Origin of the sequence: Xanthobacter sp. AM11, assembly GCF_047444035.1 — a bacterium.
Classification (GTDB): domain Bacteria; phylum Pseudomonadota; class Alphaproteobacteria; order Rhizobiales; family Xanthobacteraceae; genus Xanthobacter.
The window spans coordinates 2,810,720-2,827,884 of record NZ_JBLAOA010000001.1 but is presented as its reverse complement, the minus strand read 5'-3'; the positions used below and the strand labels follow the sequence as shown (position 1 = coordinate 2,827,884).

13 protein-coding genes are annotated in these 17,165 nt (G+C 70.6%); 7 read left to right on the top strand and 6 right to left on the bottom strand.

Translation table 11 applies throughout. From position 1 onward, the window contains the following. Positions 1 to 12 precede the first annotated feature (12 nt). Positions 13 to 975 (bottom strand): TIM44-like domain-containing protein, encoded by a 963-nt coding sequence (locus ACI7BZ_RS13005; RefSeq protein WP_414117567.1) that lies wholly within the window; start codon positions 973 to 975, stop codon positions 13 to 15. A gap of 191 nt (positions 976 to 1,166) precedes the next feature. Here ACI7BZ_RS13005 and ACI7BZ_RS13000 point away from each other — a divergent pair, with 191 nt between their 5' ends. Both ACI7BZ_RS13000 and ACI7BZ_RS12995 read left to right on the top strand, forming a co-directional pair. Continuing rightward, on the top strand, positions 1,167 to 2,171 hold the full coding sequence (locus ACI7BZ_RS13000; protein ID WP_414117566.1) for a hypothetical protein: 1,005 nt from the start codon (positions 1,167 to 1,169) through the stop codon (positions 2,169 to 2,171). 218 nt (positions 2,172 to 2,389) lie between these two features. After that, positions 2,390 to 4,351: a diguanylate cyclase domain-containing protein gene (locus tag ACI7BZ_RS12995; protein WP_414117565.1), complete on the top strand. Its 1,962-nt coding sequence runs from the start codon at positions 2,390 to 2,392 to the stop codon at positions 4,349 to 4,351. A gap of 301 nt (positions 4,352 to 4,652) precedes the next feature. Here the strand turns inward: ACI7BZ_RS12995 and ACI7BZ_RS12990 are convergent, their stop codons facing one another. After that, positions 4,653 to 6,443: an acyl-CoA dehydrogenase family protein gene (locus tag ACI7BZ_RS12990; protein ID WP_414117564.1), complete on the bottom strand. Its 1,791-nt coding sequence runs from the start codon at positions 6,441 to 6,443 to the stop codon at positions 4,653 to 4,655. A gap of 271 nt (positions 6,444 to 6,714) precedes the next feature. On the opposite strand from ACI7BZ_RS12990, the gene ACI7BZ_RS12985 reads away from it, so the two are divergent. The 4 genes from ACI7BZ_RS12985 to ACI7BZ_RS12970 all read left to right on the top strand — a co-directional run bounded on the left by ACI7BZ_RS12985 (position 6,715) and on the right by ACI7BZ_RS12970 (position 10,303). Further along, the gene (locus ACI7BZ_RS12985; RefSeq protein ID WP_414117563.1) at positions 6,715 to 7,737 is read left to right on the top strand and encodes an L-threonylcarbamoyladenylate synthase; all 1,023 of its coding nucleotides are present in this window, start codon (positions 6,715 to 6,717) and stop codon (positions 7,735 to 7,737) included. After that, positions 7,734 to 8,192 (top strand): GNAT family acetyltransferase, encoded by a 459-nt coding sequence (locus ACI7BZ_RS12980; protein ID WP_414117562.1) that lies wholly within the window; start codon positions 7,734 to 7,736, stop codon positions 8,190 to 8,192. Before ACI7BZ_RS12985 ends, ACI7BZ_RS12980 begins: the two co-directional genes overlap by 4 nt. 108 nt (positions 8,193 to 8,300) lie before the next feature. Further along, positions 8,301 to 9,230, top strand: a complete 930-nt coding sequence (locus tag ACI7BZ_RS12975; protein WP_414117561.1) for a histone deacetylase family protein — start codon at positions 8,301 to 8,303, stop codon at positions 9,228 to 9,230. 11 nt (positions 9,231 to 9,241) lie between these two features. Then, positions 9,242 to 10,303 carry a hypothetical protein gene (locus ACI7BZ_RS12970; protein ID WP_414117560.1) on the top strand — a complete coding sequence of 354 codons (1,062 nt, stop codon included), beginning with the start codon at positions 9,242 to 9,244 and terminating at the stop codon, positions 10,301 to 10,303. Between the two features lie 246 nt (positions 10,304 to 10,549). Here the strand turns inward: ACI7BZ_RS12970 and ACI7BZ_RS12965 are convergent, their stop codons facing one another. Continuing rightward, positions 10,550 to 12,766 (bottom strand): xanthine dehydrogenase family protein molybdopterin-binding subunit, encoded by a 2,217-nt coding sequence (locus ACI7BZ_RS12965; RefSeq protein ID WP_414117559.1) that lies wholly within the window; start codon positions 12,764 to 12,766, stop codon positions 10,550 to 10,552. A 4-nt stretch (positions 12,767 to 12,770) separates the two neighbouring features. After that, complete coding sequence (locus tag ACI7BZ_RS12960) at positions 12,771 to 13,232, bottom strand: (2Fe-2S)-binding protein (RefSeq protein ID WP_414117558.1); 462 nt, start codon at positions 13,230 to 13,232, stop codon at positions 12,771 to 12,773. Positions 13,233 to 13,573: 341 nt separating this feature from the next. Between ACI7BZ_RS12960 and ACI7BZ_RS12955 the strand changes: the two genes are divergently transcribed. Beyond that, positions 13,574 to 15,061 (top strand): protein adenylyltransferase SelO, encoded by a 1,488-nt coding sequence (locus ACI7BZ_RS12955; protein WP_414117557.1) that lies wholly within the window; start codon positions 13,574 to 13,576, stop codon positions 15,059 to 15,061. A gap of 74 nt (positions 15,062 to 15,135) precedes the next feature. Here ACI7BZ_RS12955 and groL read toward each other — a convergent pair whose 3' ends face one another. Beyond that, positions 15,136 to 16,782 carry a chaperonin GroEL gene (groL, locus tag ACI7BZ_RS12950; RefSeq protein ID WP_414117556.1) on the bottom strand — a complete coding sequence of 549 codons (1,647 nt, stop codon included), beginning with the start codon at positions 16,780 to 16,782 and terminating at the stop codon, positions 15,136 to 15,138. 71 nt (positions 16,783 to 16,853) lie between these two features. Then, positions 16,854 to 17,144 carry a co-chaperone GroES gene (groES, locus tag ACI7BZ_RS12945; RefSeq protein ID WP_414117555.1) on the bottom strand — a complete coding sequence of 97 codons (291 nt, stop codon included), beginning with the start codon at positions 17,142 to 17,144 and terminating at the stop codon, positions 16,854 to 16,856. Between the last annotated feature and the right edge of the window lie 21 nt (positions 17,145 to 17,165).

Genomic DNA, 17,165 nt, shown 5'->3' with positions numbered 1-17,165 from the left:
CTTCCCAAGGGCTCAGCTGCCCTGGATGGCGCCCAGCAGCCATGGGCCGCCGCGCTCACGGGTGAAGGTCCACACCTCCGTGCTCTCGCCCGTCCCCGCGCGGTCGCCGGACAGGACGCGGCCGGTGGCCCGATCCACCATGGCGTCGCGGCTGGCATAGCGCATGGCCACGGTGGCGTAGTCCCGTGTGCCCTCGCGCCAGGCTTCGGCCACGTCGCCCTGCAGCAGCTTCACGTCGGACACCTTGTTGCGGACGCCGCGTTCGGCATTGTCGCGCAGCTCGTCGGCGAGGAAGCCGAAGATCTCGGGCGTCGTATTGGCCTTCAGCGCCGCCTGGTCCTCCTGCCCGAAGGCGGTCTGGATGGTGCCCAGCAGGCGCTCGAAGGTATCCAGATCAGCCGGCGTGATGCCGATCTCGTCGCGCTGCGCCGGGCGGGAAGCCGGGGCACCGCCGGCCGGGGTGGCACGGGGACCCATCGCGCCGCCCATGGCCCCGGCGGGGTGCGGCATCCGCGGATGGGGACCCGCGCCGGCCCCCGCCGCCGCAGGCTGCGGCCGGCGCATGAAGCGCAGCACCAGCATGACGACCAGCGCGACCAGGGCGACCTGCACCAGAAGGCCGAGCATGCCGGCAAGGCCGCCGAGCCCATGGCCCAGCAGCAGGCCGATGACGCCGCCGATCAGAAGGCCACGCATCAGCGAGCCGCCAAGGCCGCTGCCGAACATGGAAGGGCGGGCCGCCGGCTGCGGACGCGCGGCGGACGGAGCAGGCTGGGCCGATGGCTGGGGCGTGGTGGAGCGCTGCACCGGCGCGACGGTTCCCGGCGCCGTGGTGGTCGGGGCCGGGGACTGGTAGGTCCGTGTCCCCCGGCTGCCGATGGAGCCGCCCTTACGCGCTTCGGCGTGGTCGGCGCAAAGGAGGCTCAGGCCCCCGACCACAGCCAGCGCCACCAGCACTGAACGCCTGCGCAACATCCACATCTTCGCCGACCCCTCGGTAGGTACCGCACCATAGCTGCCGCAGCGGCAATCCCGCTTCATATAGGGCGCGCGCGCCGGATTGCGAGAGGGGCGCCGTGGCGGCACGCGCACGCGTTGGCCGATGGGATGCACACTGCTAAGGTCCCGCCGCCTGCCTGCGATGCAGTGCCCTTCCGGAGCTGTCCATGTCCGCCTTTGCTTTGCGAGCCCTGCGCCTCATCGCCTGTTCCGCCGCGCTGCTGGCCCCGGCGGCGGCGGGTGCCGAGCCGCTGGGCGTCGTCGTGCGCAACGAGAGCGTGTCGGCCACCTGCGCGGAAACCGACAACGTGACCCTCACCTTCAGCTCGGACAAGGTGGAAAAGTTTCGCATCATGGCCCGCCATCCGGCCTATATCGGCACGCTCCTCATGGACCGCACCGACCCGGATTTCGAAACCTGCGACATGTCGCGCGACCCGGTGGTGCCCAGCGAGCCGCCGCCCGCCAAGGCCGGCGCCGCGGTGCCGGCGGGCAAGCCGGACGCCAGGACCGAACCCCGCCGCGTCACCATCTTCGAGACGCCGGACCTCTGGCTGACGGGCTATATCTTCCCCTCCTTCTGGCGCGCCGCCACCGTGCCCTTCCGGGTCGGCGGGGAGGTGACGCAGGGCCTGCACATGGTGCAGGTCTGGGTGCGCCACGAGGGCAAGGCCGAGGAAGTGCTGGTGGTGTACCCGCCGGACGGCTACTGGCGTGCCCGCCCCCTCTCCCCCGCCCATATGCGCAGCACCGCTTATGGCTCCTCCTTCCTCGTCGGGCCGGTGGAGCAGGCGGAACGCCCCCTGGTGCGGCTGAAGGAGATCGACTTCGCCCCCCAGACCCGCACCTTCACCCTGCATTTCGCCGAGGGCGGCAAGGCGCGGATGCAGATCGCCAAGCTGGACCGCGACGCGCTCTTTCTGGAAGTGCAGTTCGACGGCGCCGCCCCGCGCACCTTCGCCGCCCTTCGCTCCATGTATGTCACGGAAGGCAATGCGGACGTGGCCCGCGTCGCCTGGCGCGGCACGGCGCACGGCGCCATGGGCGAATCGCCGGTGATGAGCTTCAGCGATGCGGAGAACGTCGCCATGTTCTGGGCCGGCCGGCTGGTGCCGTCGCGCCACAACACCAGCGCGCCGGACTACATTTTCGAGGCTTTTTCCGGCCGCTGAGGCGCCGGGAGGCACGCCTTCCTTGTTCCTGGCGTTGTTCGTGGCATAGTTGCCGCGCAGATCGCAGGCACGCGCGCGCCTGCCCCCGCTGAAGTTGTCATGCGTCGGATGCATAGCGCTTCCGGCGCGCGTTCACCGGCCGGGATTTTTGCGCGCTCAAGGTTTCGCCGCAGGCCCGCAGCAGAATGCGGGCCGGCCCCGTCCTCGGATCAGGTGAGATGCGCCCCTTCGCGATGCACCCCGCCGGCCCCCCCGCGACCGACAGCCGGGCTCCGCCCGCCGCCGGCACGGGACCTGATTCGCCCGACGCCCGCCAGCGCGCCGCCGCCCGCGCGCGGCGGCGGCAGGATGCCCTGGAACTCGCCCTGTTCAGCCTCTTCTACGGCTGCCTGATGCTGGCGGCGACGCAGATCGGCCGCAGGCTCGGGGTGTTTCCGGCCCTGTGGCCCACCGATGCGCTGGCGGTGGGCATCTATTTCCTGCTGCAGAAGCGCGAGCTGGGGCGCCATGCCACCGCAGTGGGGGGCGTCACCTTCCTGGTCCACCTGCTGGTTCTGGGCGACGACCTCGCCTTGTCCCTCGCCGGCGGCATCGGCAGCGCCCTCACCTTCGCTCTGGTGGGCTGGGGCTGCGAGCGTGCGGGGATGGAGCGCAGGGCCCTGCTCAGCGTGCCCATGGTGGTGAGCCTCGCCGTGGTGGCCCTGGTGGGCACCCTCCCCGGCGCCCTGCTGACCGCCTTCGTGCACCTGCTGGACCTGGGCGGCAGCTTCCCCACCCTTTTCATGCGCCGCTGGATGCCGGAAATGGCCAGCGTGGTGCTGCTGCTGCCGCCCGTCCTGCTGTGGACCGCCCGATCGGAGGAGCGGCCGGCTGCTGCGCCGGATGATGGCCACTTCTCCCTGTTCAAGGTCAGCCGGGATGAGGAGCTGGTCCTGGCCGGCCTTGCGCTCGCCGGCGCATTCGCCGCCGCGGCCTATTATGGCGAGCCGCTGCTCCTCGACATCGGTGCCGCCATCCTCCTGTGGTTCGCCTTCCGCCTCGGCGTGTTCCCCACCGCCGTCGCCGCCTGCGCCTTTTCCCTGGCTGTGATCGGCCTCGCGGTGGCCCAGGTCTGGACGGTGCCGCAGGAGGACGTGATGACCACCCTGCTGCGGCTGCAGGGCCGGCTGGTGCTCGCCGCCTTCCCCGCCTTGCTCATCGCCGCCATCATGGCCCAGCGCGCCCACCAGGAGCGGGAGCTGAAGGAAGACCGGCGGCGCCTGGCCTATGCGCTGGAAGGGGCGAACGACGGCATCTGGGACTGGCACGTTCCCACCGACGCCATTTTCTTCAGCGCCCGGGCACACCGGATGCTGGGCTACGACCCGGAGAACGCCGCCCAGACGCTTGCCGCCTACCAGGGCCTGGTGCATCCAGACGACCTGCCAACCCTCATCAAGTCCTTCAAGGATCACGCGGACGCGCGCCACATCCTGTACCAGCAGGAATTGCGGGCACGCCACCGCAACGGCACCTATGTGTGGCTGCTGAAGCGCGGCAAGGTGGTGGAGCGCGACGCGGAGGGGCGGCCGGTGCGGGCGGTGGGCACGCTGACCGACATCTCCCAGCGCAAGCACCTGGAAGCCGCGCTGGAGCACGCCGCCTCCCATGATCCCCTCACCGGCCTGTCCAACCGGGCGGGCTTCGACCGCGCGCTGGAGCAGGCCCGCCGCCGCCTGACCCGCGACGGCGCGCTGTTCGCGGTGGTGCTCATCGACATCGACCACTTCAAGGCGGTGAACGACAAGTTCGGCCACATGGCCGGCGATCTCCTGCTCACCACCGCCGCCCGCCGCCTGCAGGCGGCGATCCGCGCCGGCGACCTCGTGGCCCGCTATGGCGGCGACGAGTTCGCCATGATCGCGTCCGGCAAGAGCAAGGAGGAGTTCGCCGCCATGGCCGATCGCCTCCACATGCAGCTGTCCCGGCCGGTGGAGGTGGAGGGGCTGGCGCTCCCCGCCTCCTTCTCCATGGGCATGGTGGTGGCCGACGACCGCACCATCGACGCCGCCGCCCTCATCGCCGAGGCCGACGCCGCCCTCTATGCGGCCAAGGATGCCGGCCGCGGCACCTGGCGCGCGGTGGGGGTGGCCGCCTCTCCCGGTGCCATGATGGGCGGGCGCAGCGCGCTCCTGAACTGAAATCGCCTGACGGCCCGCGCCGGCGCTCCTGCACGACGGGTGCTGCCCATCCGCTATCGCACGCGGATGCCCGGCCCCGCCCGGCGAGGGCGAACCTGTGGCCATTGCGCGCGGCCATGCGGCGCCCACGCCCTGCCCGGCAGGGGAACGCCGGCACCACCGCCCGATGCCGGCGCCGGGCGCCGCCGATCGTCCCCGGCGCGGGAGCACGCCTTCGCCGATCCCGTCGAGCCGATGTGACCGGATCGCGCTCTGCTGCCGCGCGGCCCACGTCCCGCTGGGGCGGACCGTCGCCCCGCCGTCAGGCGAGGCCGAGCACCGCCTCAGCCTCCAGCACGCCGCCGGCACCGCCCACCACGGCCTCCTCCAGCCCGCGGGCCTGGGTGCACATGTTCTCCGCGAAGAAGCGGGCGATGGCGACGCGGGCCGACAGACGCGGATCGGTTCCGCCGGCGGAACGCTCCGCATGGGCCGCCAGCGCCGCCTTGGCGAGGTAGGCGCCCCCGGCGGCGCGGGCGAACAGCCGCAGGTAGGGCGTGGCGCCGGCCAGCGCCTTGGCCTGGTCGTCCGCCAGCCAGTCCAGCATCTTGCGCGTCGCCCGGCCCAGCGCGTCCACCGCCTCGCCGAGGCGCACGCCGGCATGGCCGAAATCCACCGCATTGAGGGCGGCCACCTCGTCGGCGATGTCGCGGTAATCGGCGATCAGGGCGTTCACCACGTCACCGCCTTCCTGCGGCAGCTTGCGGGTCACCAGGTCGATGGCCTGGATGCCGTTGGTGCCCTCATAGATGGCGAAGATGCGCGCATCGCGCAGATGCTGGGCCGCGCCCGTCTCCTCGATATAGCCCATGCCGCCGTGCACCTGGACGCCCACCGAGGCCACCTCGATGCCGATGTCGGTGGAGAAGGCCTTGGCCACCGGTGTCAGCAGGCTCGCCTCCGCCAGCGCCACGGCGCGGGCCAGCGGGTCCGGCAGGCGGCGGGAGCGGTCGAGCGCGTCGGCGGTGACGAGGCAGATCGCGCGGGCGGCGTCGGTTTCGGCCCGCATGGTGAGCAGCATGCGCTTCACGTCCGGGTGGGCGATGATGGGCGCCGCCCCCTCGAAGCCCGCCGCCTTGCCCTGCCGGCGCTCCCTGGCGAAGGCGAAGGCGCGCTGGGTGGCGCGCTCGGCCACCGCCACGCCCTGCACGCCCACGGCGAGGCGGGCATTGTTCATCATGGTGAACATGCAGGCGAGACCGCGATTCTCCTCGCCCACCAGATAGCCCACCGCGCCCTCGCCCTGTTCGCCGAAGGCCATGGTGCAGGTGGGCGAGCCGTGCAGGCCCAGCTTGTGCTCGATGCCGGCGCAGACCACATCGTTGCGCGCGCCCGGGCTGCCGTCCGCATTCACCAGGAATTTCGGCACCAGGAACAGCGAGATGCCCCGCGTTCCCGCCGGCGCGTCCGGCAGGCGGGCCAGCACCAGGTGGATGATGTTCTCGGCAAGGTCGTGCTCGCCGTAGGAAATGAAGATCTTGGTGCCGAAGATGCGGTAGGTGCCGTCCGCCGCCTTCACCGCCCGCGCGCGCAGGGCGGCAAGGTCGGAGCCCGCCTGCGGCTCGGTGAGGTTCATGGTGCCGGTCCAGGTGCCGGCCACCATCTTCGGCAGGTAGATGGCCTGCAGGTTTGGCGCGCCATGGGCGGTGAGCGCCTCGATGGCGCCCATGGTGAGCACCCCGCCGATGCCGAAGGAGGGCGAGGCCGAGTTCCAGAATTCGGTGAGCGCCGAGGTGATGGAGGTGGGCAGGTGCTGGCCACCGAACTCCTCCTCCGCCGCCACCGAGCCCCAGCCCGCCGCGGTCCAGGCGGCATAGGCGTCGCGCCAGCCGTCGGGGGTGGTCACCGCGCCGTCCTTCAGCCGGCAGCCCTGCCGGTCGGCCCCGGCATCCAGCGGGGCGATGGCGGCGGCGGCGAACTTGCCGGCTTCCTCCAGCACCGGATCGACCACGTCGAAGGACAGGTCCACCAGCCCCTGCTCCATGAGCTTGGGCAGCGCCGTGCAGCTCTTGAGGAAGAAGGACACCTCTTCAACCGGCGCGCGATAGCTCATGGACACCTCCTGAAAATGCGGCGCTGCGCGCACGCGGGGCCGGCTGGCGCGAAAATCCGGGTCCGATCGACTGACAGGGCGGCCGCGCCGGTCCCGTCATTGTCTCCCGCCCGTGTTTCAAGCTAGAGAACGCAGCATCCGGACTGCCCGTGCCGCGGGCAGTCCGGTGCGTGCTCCAGGCGCGCGTCAGCCGGCTTTCCAAATCGCGGGGCCGGCGGTCTTCGTCAAGAGGCGCGCCTCGGCCTTTGGCCGGAGTGCGCGGGTTCCGCACATGGCTTCATCCAGCTCGCTCCCGCCGCGACACACCCTCCTGCTGCCGGTGGACCGGCCGCAATCCCTGGCGCAGGCGGCGCGGCAGCTGGCCGAGGGCGGGCTCGTGGCCTTCCCCACGGAAACCGTCTACGGCCTCGGCGCCGATGCGGCGCGCCCGCAGGCCGTGGCGGACCTTTACGCCGCGAAGGGCCGGCCGGCCTTCAATCCGCTCATCGCCCATGTGCACGACACCGCCGCGGCGCTGCGGCTCGGCCATTTCAACCCGGCGGCGCAGCGGCTCGCGGAGCGGTTCTGGCCCGGCCCGCTCACCCTGGTGGTGCCCTATGCGGGCGGTGCGGCGGTGTGCGATCTGGCCCGGGCCGGCCTCGACACGGTGGCGGTGCGGGTTCCCGCCCATGGCGATGCCCTGGCCCTGCTTGCGGCCTTCGGTGGCGCCGTGGTGGCGCCGAGCGCGAATCGCTCCGGCCACGTCTCCCCCACCACCGCAGCCCATGTGATGGGCGACCTTGCCGGACGCATCGACGCGGTGCTCGATGGCGGGCCGACGCCGGTGGGGGTGGAATCCACCATCCTCGACCTCACCGGCGACGCGCCCGTTCTGCTGCGCCCCGGCGGCCTGGCGCGGGAGGAGATCGAGGCCGCCCTTGGCGTTCCCCTTGCCGGGGCGGCGGCGGATGATGCGGCCCGCCCGCTGGCGCCCGGCCGCCTCGCCTCCCATTATGCGCCGCGCGCCGTGCTGCGGCTCGATGCCGACCGGGTGCTGCCGGGCGAGGGCCTGCTCACCTTCGCCGGTGCGCGGCCGCCGGGGGCGCAGGACGCCGCGCAGGTGCTGGACCTCAGCCCCGCCGGCGACCTCACCGAGGCGGCCGCCCGGCTCTATGGCGCCCTGCGGAGCCTCGATGCCTCGGGCTGCCCCTCCATTGCCGTGGTACGCCTGCCGCGCACCGGCCTCGGCGAAGCCATCGCCGACCGTCTGGCCCGCGCCGCGGCGCCACGACCCGAACGAGAGATCCCCACATGACCGACACCGCGACCCCCGAAGCCGTCGCCGGCCTCCAGCTCAATCTCACCCATGCCGAGGATGCCGACACCGCGGGCCTCATCGTCCTGTGGGACCGCTGCGGCCTCATCCGGCCATGGAACGATCCCCATGCGGACATCGCCCTCGCCCGCCGCGGACCCCATTCCACCATCCTGGTGGCGAAAGACGGCGCTACCCTCGCCGGCTCGGTCATGGTGGGCCACGATGGCCACCGCGGCTGGGTCTATTACCTCTCGGTGGAACCCGCGATGCAGGGGCGCGGCATCGGCCGGGTGCTGGTGCGCGCGGCGGAAGACTGGCTGCGCGCCCGCGCGGTGCCGAAGCTGATGCTGCTGGTGCGCCCGGAGAATGAGAAGGTCCGCGGCTTCTACCAGGCGGCCGGCTATGACGAGGAGCCGCGCATCGTCTTTTCCCGCCGCCTCGATGGAAAATGAAGCGCGGACCGGAGTTCTTGATCCGGCGCAACATCCTGCGGCTGCAGCTGGAATATGGTATGTCAAAAGCGACAAGCCAAAGATGACGCCAGGGAGGCGCCAAGGTCCATGTCCACGCTGCTCGTCACCCATCCTGCCGGCCTGAATCACGCCACGCCCCCCGGCCACCCCGAGCGGGCCGACCGGCTGCGGGTGCTGGACCGCATCTTCGAGCAGGAAAAATTCTCCCATCTCGTCCGCGACCTCGCCCCGCTGGGCGAGCGGGAGGACATCATCCGCGTCCATCCCGCCGACTTCGTGGACGCCATGGGCGAGGCCACCCCGAAGGAAGGGCTGGTGCGCATCGATTCCGACACCCTCCTCTCCCCCGGCAGCTGGGATGCGGTGCTGCGCGCGGTGGGCGGCGCCTGCTTCGCGGTGGACGAGGTGATGGACGGCAAGGTGCACAATGCGTTCGTCGCCATGCGCCCGCCCGGCCACCATTGCGAGACGCGCAAGCCCATGGGCTTCTGCCTGCTCAACCAGGTGGCCATCGCCGCCCGTCACGCCCAGGCGAAGTACGGGCTGGGCCGCGTCGCCATCATGGATTTCGACGTGCACCACGGCAACGGCACCCAGGAAATCTTCTGGGCCGACGACAGCGTGATGTATTGCTCCACCCACGAGATGCCGCTTTACCCCGGCACCGGGGCCGTGGGCGAGACCGGGGAAGCCAACACCATCGTGAATGCGCCCCTGCGTTCGGGCGATGACGGCGCCATCTTCAAGGAAGCCATGGAGACGTGTATCCTGCCGCGCATCTCCGCCTTCTCCCCGGACCTCATCCTCATCTCGGCCGGCTTCGACGCCCATGTGCGCGACCCGCTCGCCTCGCTGCGGCTGGTGGATACGGATTTCGCCTGGGTCACGCGCGAGCTGATGGCCATCGCCGACAAGACCTGCAAGGGCCGCGTGGTGTCGGTGCTGGAGGGCGGCTATGACCTGGAGGGGCTCGCCTCCTCCGCCGCCGCCCACGTCTCCGCCCTCATGCACGGGTGAGCGGGGCCTTCTTGCCCCGGATTCGGGGTTTCTCCAGCAGGCAACGCCGCGGCGTTGCCGCGCTGCTTCTCGCCCTCCTGCCCGGCGCCATTCCGGCGGCGGCGCAGCAGGCGGTGACCCTGCCCTATTTCAACGCGCCGGCCGAAGGCGCGCCGATCCGGCGCCCGCCCACCCTCGGCCTTGCCATCGGCGGGGCGGTGCACCGGGCGGTGATGGATACGGGCTCCACCGGCGTGGTCATTGCCGCGAGCTCCATTCCCGGCTTTGCCGCGCTGGAGCCGCTGGGGACGGGGCAGATCACCTACACCTCATCCGGCCGGGTGATGCGCGGCGTTCATGTGCGCACGCCCGTCACCGTGGTGGGGGCCGACGGCACGCGCCTCACCACGCGCCCCATCGTGGTGCTGGCGGTCACCCGCATCGACTGCCTGGCCACTGCGCGCAATTGCGTGCCGGTGGAGGCGCCGCGCCGGGTCGCCATGCTCGGCATCGGCTTCGCGCGGAGCCGTCATGCCGGCACCGGGCCGGAGCGCAACCCCTTCCTCAATCCTGCGGGCATGGAGCAGGCCGGCCGCGGCTATGTGGTGGGCCGGCGGGCGGTGAAGGTGGGCCTTTCCCCGGACGACAAGGCCGGTTTCTCGCTGGTGAAGCTGCAGCCCGACGCCGCCACCGGCGACTTTGCCCCCACGCCCGCCTGCCTCGCCCTCGACCAGCGCACACCGCCGGCCTGCGGCAGCCTGCTGATGGATACCGGCGTCACCACCATGTTCCTGAGCCTGCCCGATGCGCAAACCTCCGGCCTGCTGGCCCGGGACCGGCGCGGCGAGCCGGTGCTGGCGGCGGGAACCACCCTCGCCGTGAGCCCGTCAGAGGGCGCGAGCACCCCCGCCTACGGCTTCACGGTGGGCGACCGCGCGAACCCGGTGGCGCCGGAGCGGGTGATCGTGGTGGGCGGCGGGACGCGCCCGCCCTTCGTCAACACCACGGTGCGGGCGCTGAACGCGTTCGACTATCTGTTCGATGCCGACGCCGGGGAGGTGGGCTTCCGGCCCCTGAGCGCGATCCGCCCCTAGAACGCGATCCGATCAAATGGACTCAATTTGATCGGTGAATCGCCCTCTCACTTAAGGATAGAGCACGGGTTATCCGGTCAGCTTGCGGTGCAAGCTGATCGGCGCGTGCTCTAGTGGATCAAGGCGTTGTGGTTCGACCGCGCTCCAGCTTATTGAACAGAAACGGAATTGCGACCCGGAGTGAAACGCCGGCGGCGATTCACTCCGGGCGGCTCCCTCTCCAATCCCGGCGCCGCGACCCCGGCGTCAGGACGGCTTGAAGGTCTGGCCGGCGAACGGCAGGCTGTGCACCGGGCGGCCGGTAGCGGCGAAGATGGCATTGGCTACCGCCGGGGCAAGCGGCGGTACGCCCGGCTCGCCGATGCCGGTGGGCGCGGCGTCGGAAGCCACCATGTGCACTTCCACCTTTGGCATCTCCGACATGCGAAGCGGCACATAGGTGTCGAAATTCGCCTGCTCCACCGCCCCCTTGTCCAGGGTGATGGCACCGTGCAGCGCCGCCCCGAGGCCGAAGCCGATGCCGCCCTCCACCTGGGCCCGCACCACGTCCGGGTTGACGATGCGGCCGCAATCCACCGCTGCCACCACTCGCTCCACCTTGATGCCGGCATCGGCGAGGGTGATTTCCACCACTTCGGCCACATAAGTGTTGAAGCTGCGATGGGCGGCGATGCCGCGGGTGCGCCCCGCCGGCAGCGGCCCGCCCCAGCCGGCCTTCTCGGCGGCCAGGCGGATCACCGCCTTCATCCGCTCGTCGGTGGCGTGGGCGAGGCGGAAGGCCACCGGGTCCTGCCCGGCGGCGCGGGCGAGCTGGTCCATCATCACCTCCACCGCATAAGCGGTGTGGGTGTGGCCCACCGAGCGCCACCACAGCACCGGCACGCCGGTCTTCACGGTGGTGAGCTCCACCTTCAGGTTGGGCACCACATAGGCGCCGTGGGTGCCCTCGATGGAGGTCTCGTCGATGCCGTTCTTCACCATCATCGGTTCGAAGAAGGTGCCGGAGAGGATGGACTGGCCCACCACGTGGTGGTGCCATGCCACCGGCTTGCCGGAGGCATCCACGGCGGCGCGGACCTTGTGGAGATAGAGCGGGCGATAATAGCCCGCCTTCATGTCGTCCTCGCGGGTCCACACCAGCTTCACCGGCACGCCCTTGCCATGGGCCTTGGCGATGGCCACCGCCTCCACCACGAAATCGGAGCTGGCCAGCGCCCGCCGGCCGAAGCTGCCGCCGGTCCAGAGGCTGCGGATATCCACCTTCTCCGGCGCCACGCCGGCAGTGCGCGCGGCGTTGGGCACGTCGGCCACCGGCAGCTGCGAACCGGTCCAGATGATGACGCCGCCATCCTTCAGCTGCGCCACCGCATTCATGGGCTCCATGGCCGCATGGGCGAGGTAGGGGAACTCGAACTCGGCCTCCACCAGCTTCACGCCGGGCGCGGCGAGGGCCTTTTCCACATCCCCGTGGCTCTCCACCGGCGCGCCCGGCTTCGCCAAAGCGGCGCGATATTCGCCGATCATGTCGGCGGTGCTGCGGGTCTCGGCGGCGGTTTCGTCCCACTCCACCTTCAGGGCATCGCGCCCCTTGATGGCCGCATGGGTGGTGGTGGCGAGCACGGCGACGCCCTGCGGCACCATCACCACGTCGGAGACACCCTTCACCGCCCTGGCCGCGGCGCCGTCGAAGCTCTTCGGCTTGGCGCCGAAGCGTGGCGGATGGGCCACCACGGCCACCAGCATGCCAGGCAGCTTCACGTCCTGGGTATAGATGCCGGCGCCGGTGGTCTTGGCCACGTTGTCCAGCCGGTGCACGCCCTCCTTGCCGATGAGGGTGAAGGCGGACGGCGCCTTCAGCACCGGATCGGCCGGCACCGTCTCCCTGGCCGCCGCCTCGGCCAGCGCGCCGAAGCCGGCGCTCCGGCCACCGGCGCTCACCATACCGTTGGAAACCTTGACGGTGGCGGGATCGACGCTCCATTGCCGCGCGGCGGCGGCCACCAGCATGGCACGGGCGGCCGCGCCGGCCTTGCGGTAGACGTCGTAGCTGGCGGCCATGGAGGTGGAACCGCCGGTGCCCTGGGCGCCGCCGAAAAGGGCGTTGCCGTAGTATTTCGCATCGGCCGGGGCGAACGCGGTGGTCACCTTGGACCAGTCCGCATCCATCTCGTCGGCCGCCAGGGTGGCAAGGCCGGTGGCGGTGCCCTGCCCCTTGTCCAGATGCTTGATGATGACCGTGACCGTGCCATCGGGCGCGACGCGGACGAACGGGTTGAACGCGGCGCCGGTTCCGGCATCGGCGGCAGCCTCGGCGGCGGGGGCGAAGCCGAGCATCAGGCCGACCCCCACGCCGCCCATGGCGGCAAGGACGAAGCGGCGGGAGAGGAGCGCGGCGGCCGGCCCGGCCAGCGCGGCAGCGGCCTTGGACACGGCGTCGGGTGCGAGCTTCTGGAGCATGTGCATGAGGTCAGGCCTCCAGCCGGCGGGCCGCATCATGGATGGCGGCGCGGATGCGATGGTAGGTGGCGCAGCGGCAGACGTTGCCGTCCATGGCGCTGTCGATGTCGGCGTCGGTGGGCTTCTTGTTCTGCGCGAGCAGCGCCACGGCGGACATGATCTGTCCCGACTGGCAATAGCCGCACTGCACCACGTCGAGGCTGACCCAGGCGGCTTTCACCGCCTCTGCCTCGCGACCGGACACGCCCTCGATGGTCACCACCTTGGCGTCGCCCACATCGCCGATGGCGGTCTGGCAGGAACGGACGGGGGTGCCGTCCAGATGCACGGTGCAGGCGCCGCACAGGGCCTGCCCGCAGCCGAACTTGGTGCCGACGAGATTGAGATCGTCGCGCAGGGCCCAGAGCAGGGGCGTATCGGGATCGGCGTCAACAGTGCGCGCCTGCCCGTTCACATTGAGTGTGACGGCCATGGGAACCTCATGATTGCGAGAGGCACAGCCGCATCTGTGCAGATGGCAGGGTAACGGGGGCGAACCTTTGCGCCCCATAAGGACAAGGCATCGCCCCCGACGCAGGTGTCCGAAGCGGGATACTAGCGGGCAGGCTTGAATGTTTCCAGACAGCGCCGGGTCACGATCCGGGGAGCGGCGCACGCCGCCGCGCATCCCCGCAATGCGCGCCGGCCCGGCCGCCCTTGCGGGGCCTCGCGCGGCTCCCGATCTGGACAGGGAGGGGGGAAGGCTTCACCCTTCCCTGATCGTAGAGAACCCGGGGACTGCCCCTTTCCCGCCCCGGGGGAGATTGCCGGACCATGACTGCTTCCGTTTCCACTGCCCCCTTTCCCTTCGATAATTCCTATGCCCGCCTTCCCGGCGGCTTTTACGCCCCCGCCGTGCCGACGCCGGTGGCGGCGCCCGCGCTCATCAAGGTGAATGCCGCTTTGGCCGAGGAACTGGGCCTGGACCCGCAGGCCCTCGCCTCGCCGGAAGCGGTGGAGATGTTCGCCGGCAGCCGCGTGCCCGACGGCGCCGAGCCCATCGCCCTGGCCTATGCCGGGCACCAGTTCGGCCAGTTCGTGCCGCAGCTGGGCGACGGCCGCGCCATCCTGCTTGGCGAGGTGGTGGGGCGGAACGGCCGGCGCGACATCCAGCTCAAGGGCTCCGGCCCCACCCCCTTCTCCCGCCGCGGCGACGGCCGCGCCGGCCTCGGCCCGGTGCTGCGGGAATATATCGTCAGCGAGGCCATGGCGGCGCTGGGCATTCCCACCACAAGGGCGCTGGCGGCGGTGACCACGGGCGAGCCCGTCTGGCGCGAGCGGGCGCTGCCCGGGGCGGTGCTGGCGCGGGTGGCGGCGAGCCATATCCGCATCGGCACCTTCCAGTTCTTCGCCGCGCGCCGCGACACGCCGGCCCTGCGCCAGCTCGCCGACTACACCATCGCCCGCCACTATCCCGACCTTGCGGGGGCGGCGCGGCCCCATCTGGCCCTGCTGGAAGCCGTCATCGGCCGACAGGCGGAGCTGGTGGCGCGCTGGCTCAACGTGGGCTTCATCCATGGCGTCATGAATACGGACAACATGTCGGTGTCCGGCGAGACCATCGACTACGGCCCCTGCGCCTTCATGGACGCCTATGATCCCGAGACGGTGTTCTCCTCCATCGACCAGATGGGGCGCTACGCTTATGCCAACCAGCCGGACATCGCCCATTGGAACCTCGCCCGCTTTGCCGAATGCCTGGTGCCCCTGCTGGACGACGACAAGGAGGCGGCCGTGGCGGCCGCCAATGCCGCGCTTTCGGCCTTCCCCGCCCGCTTCAAGGGTGCCTACCGGGCCGGACTTCTCGCCAAGATCGGCCTTGATGACGTGAATGAGGAGGATGTGGCCCTCGCCCTCGACCTTCTGGCGGTGATGGCCGCCGGCAAGGCCGACTTCACCCTCACCTTCCGCCGCCTGGGCCCGGCCGCCGAGGACGCAGCGGCGCTGGAGGGGGTGCGCGACCTGTTCCTGGACCGGGAGGCGTTCGACGCCTGGGCGGACCGCTGGCGCGCGCGCCTTGCCACCGGCGGGCGGGAGGGTGCGCAGGTCCGCGCCGGGATGGACCGGGTGAACCCCCTCTTCATTCCCCGCAACCATCTGGTGGAATGGGCCATCACCGCGGCCACGGAAGATGGTGACTTCGCCCCGTTCGAAGCCCTCACCGCCGCGCTGGCGCATCCTTACGAGGAGCAGCCGCGCTTTGCCCCCTATGCCGGCCTGCCGCCGCAGATGGAGGGATACCGGACGTTCTGCGGGACGTGAGCGGCGCCGCCGCAAACGAAAAGGGCGCGGCCGAAGCCGCGCCCTCTGTCATTCCTGGACTGGCTTGGACGTCCTCAGAAGTCCATGCCGCCCATGCCACCCATGCCGCCGCCGGGCATGGAGGGCATGCCGCTGTCCTTCTTGGGCAGCTCGGCGACCAGCGCCTCGGTGGTGACGATGAGGGCGGCGATGGAGGCCGCGTCCTGCAGGGCGGTGCGCACGACCTTGGCCGGATCGACGATGCCGGCGGCGATCATGTCCACATATTCTTCCGTCTGGGCATTGAAGCCGAAGGACGGATCATTGGACTCCTGCACCTTGCCCACCACGATGGAGCCTTCCACGCCGGAATTCTCGGCGATCTGGCGGATGGGGGCTTCGAGCGCGCGGAGCACGATCTTGATGCCGGCCTTGATGTCCGGATTGTCGGAGGTGACAGCCGCCACCGCCACCTTGGCACGCAGCAGGGCCACGCCGCCGCCGGGGACGATGCCTTCTTCCACCGCGGCGCGGGTGGCGTTCAGGGCGTCGTCAACGCGGTCCTTCTTCTCCTTGACTTCCACTTCCGTGGAGCCGCCGACGCGGATCACCGCCACGCCGCCCGCGAGCTTGGCCAGGCGCTCCTGGAGCTTCTCGCGGTCGTAGTCCGAGGAGGTCTCCTCGATCTGGGCCTTGATCTGGTTCACGCGGGCCTCGATGTCGGCCTTCTCGCCGACGCCGTCCACGATGGTGGTCTTCTCCTTTTCGAGGATCACCTTCTTGGCGCGGCCGAGCTGGGCGAGGGTCACGTTCTCCAGCTTGATGCCGAGGTCCTCGGAGATCACCTGGCCGCCGGTGAGGATGGCGATATCCTCCAGCATGGCCTTGCGGCGGTCACCGAAGCCGGGGGCCTTCACCGCCGCGACCTTGAGGCCGCCGCGCAGCTTGTTCACCACCAGGGTGGCCAGCGCCTCGCCTTCCACGTCCTCGGCGACGATGACGAGGGGACGGCCGGTCTGCACCACGGCTTCGAGCACGGGCAGGATGGGCTGGAGGCCGGAGAGCTTCTTCTCGAAGATGAGGAGGTAGGGCTCTTCCAGGTCGGCGATCATCTTCTCCGCATTGGTGATGAAATAGGGAGAGAGATAGCCGCGGTCGAACTGCATGCCCTCGACCACTTCGAGCTCGGTCTCGGCGGTCTTGGCTTCCTCGACGGTGATGACGCCCTCATTGCCCACGCGCTGCATGGCGCCGGCGATCATCTCGCCGATGGAGGCATCGCCGTTGGCGGAGATGGTGCCCACCTGCGCGACTTCCGCGGAGGAGGAGACCTTCTTGGCACGGCCCTTGATGTCGGCGATGGCAGCGGCGACGGCCAGGTCGATGCCGCGCTTCAGGTCCATGGGGTTCATGCCGGCGGCAACCGCCTTGGCGCCTTCCTTCACGATGGACTGGGCCAGCACGGTGGCGGTGGTGGTGCCGTCGCCGGCCAGGTCGTTGGTCTTGGAGGCAACCTCGCGCACCAGCTGGGCGCCGAGGTTCTCGAACTTGTCCTCAAGCTCGATCTCCTTGGCCACCGACACACCGTCCTTGGTGATGCGGGGGGCGCCGAAGCTCTTCTCGATCACGACGTTGCGGCCCTTGGGACCGAGGGTGACCTTCACCGCATTGGCGAGGATATCGACGCCGCGCAGCAGCTTCTCGCGCGCTTCGCCGGAAAACTTCACTTCCTTGGCAGCCATTTCGGCCTCCTGAATGGGAATTTCAATGCCGTCGGGCGCGCATCACGAAGCGGCGCGCCCCGAGCGAGGGATCACTTGACGATGACGCCGAGGATGTCGCTTTCCTTCATGATGAGGAGATCCTGGCCGTCGATCTTCACCTCGGTGCCGGACCACTTGCCGAACAGCACGCGATCACCCGCGGCCACATCGAGGGGAACGAGCTTGCCGGCCTCGTCGCGCGCGCCGGGACCCACCGCGATCACTTCGCCCTCCTGGGGCTTTTCCTTGGCGGTGTCGGGGATGATGATGCCGCCGGCGGTCTTCTGCTCGGCTTCGATGCGCTTGACCACGACGCGGTCGTGCAGGGGGCGGAAGGACATGGGTCGTTACCTCTTGGAGGA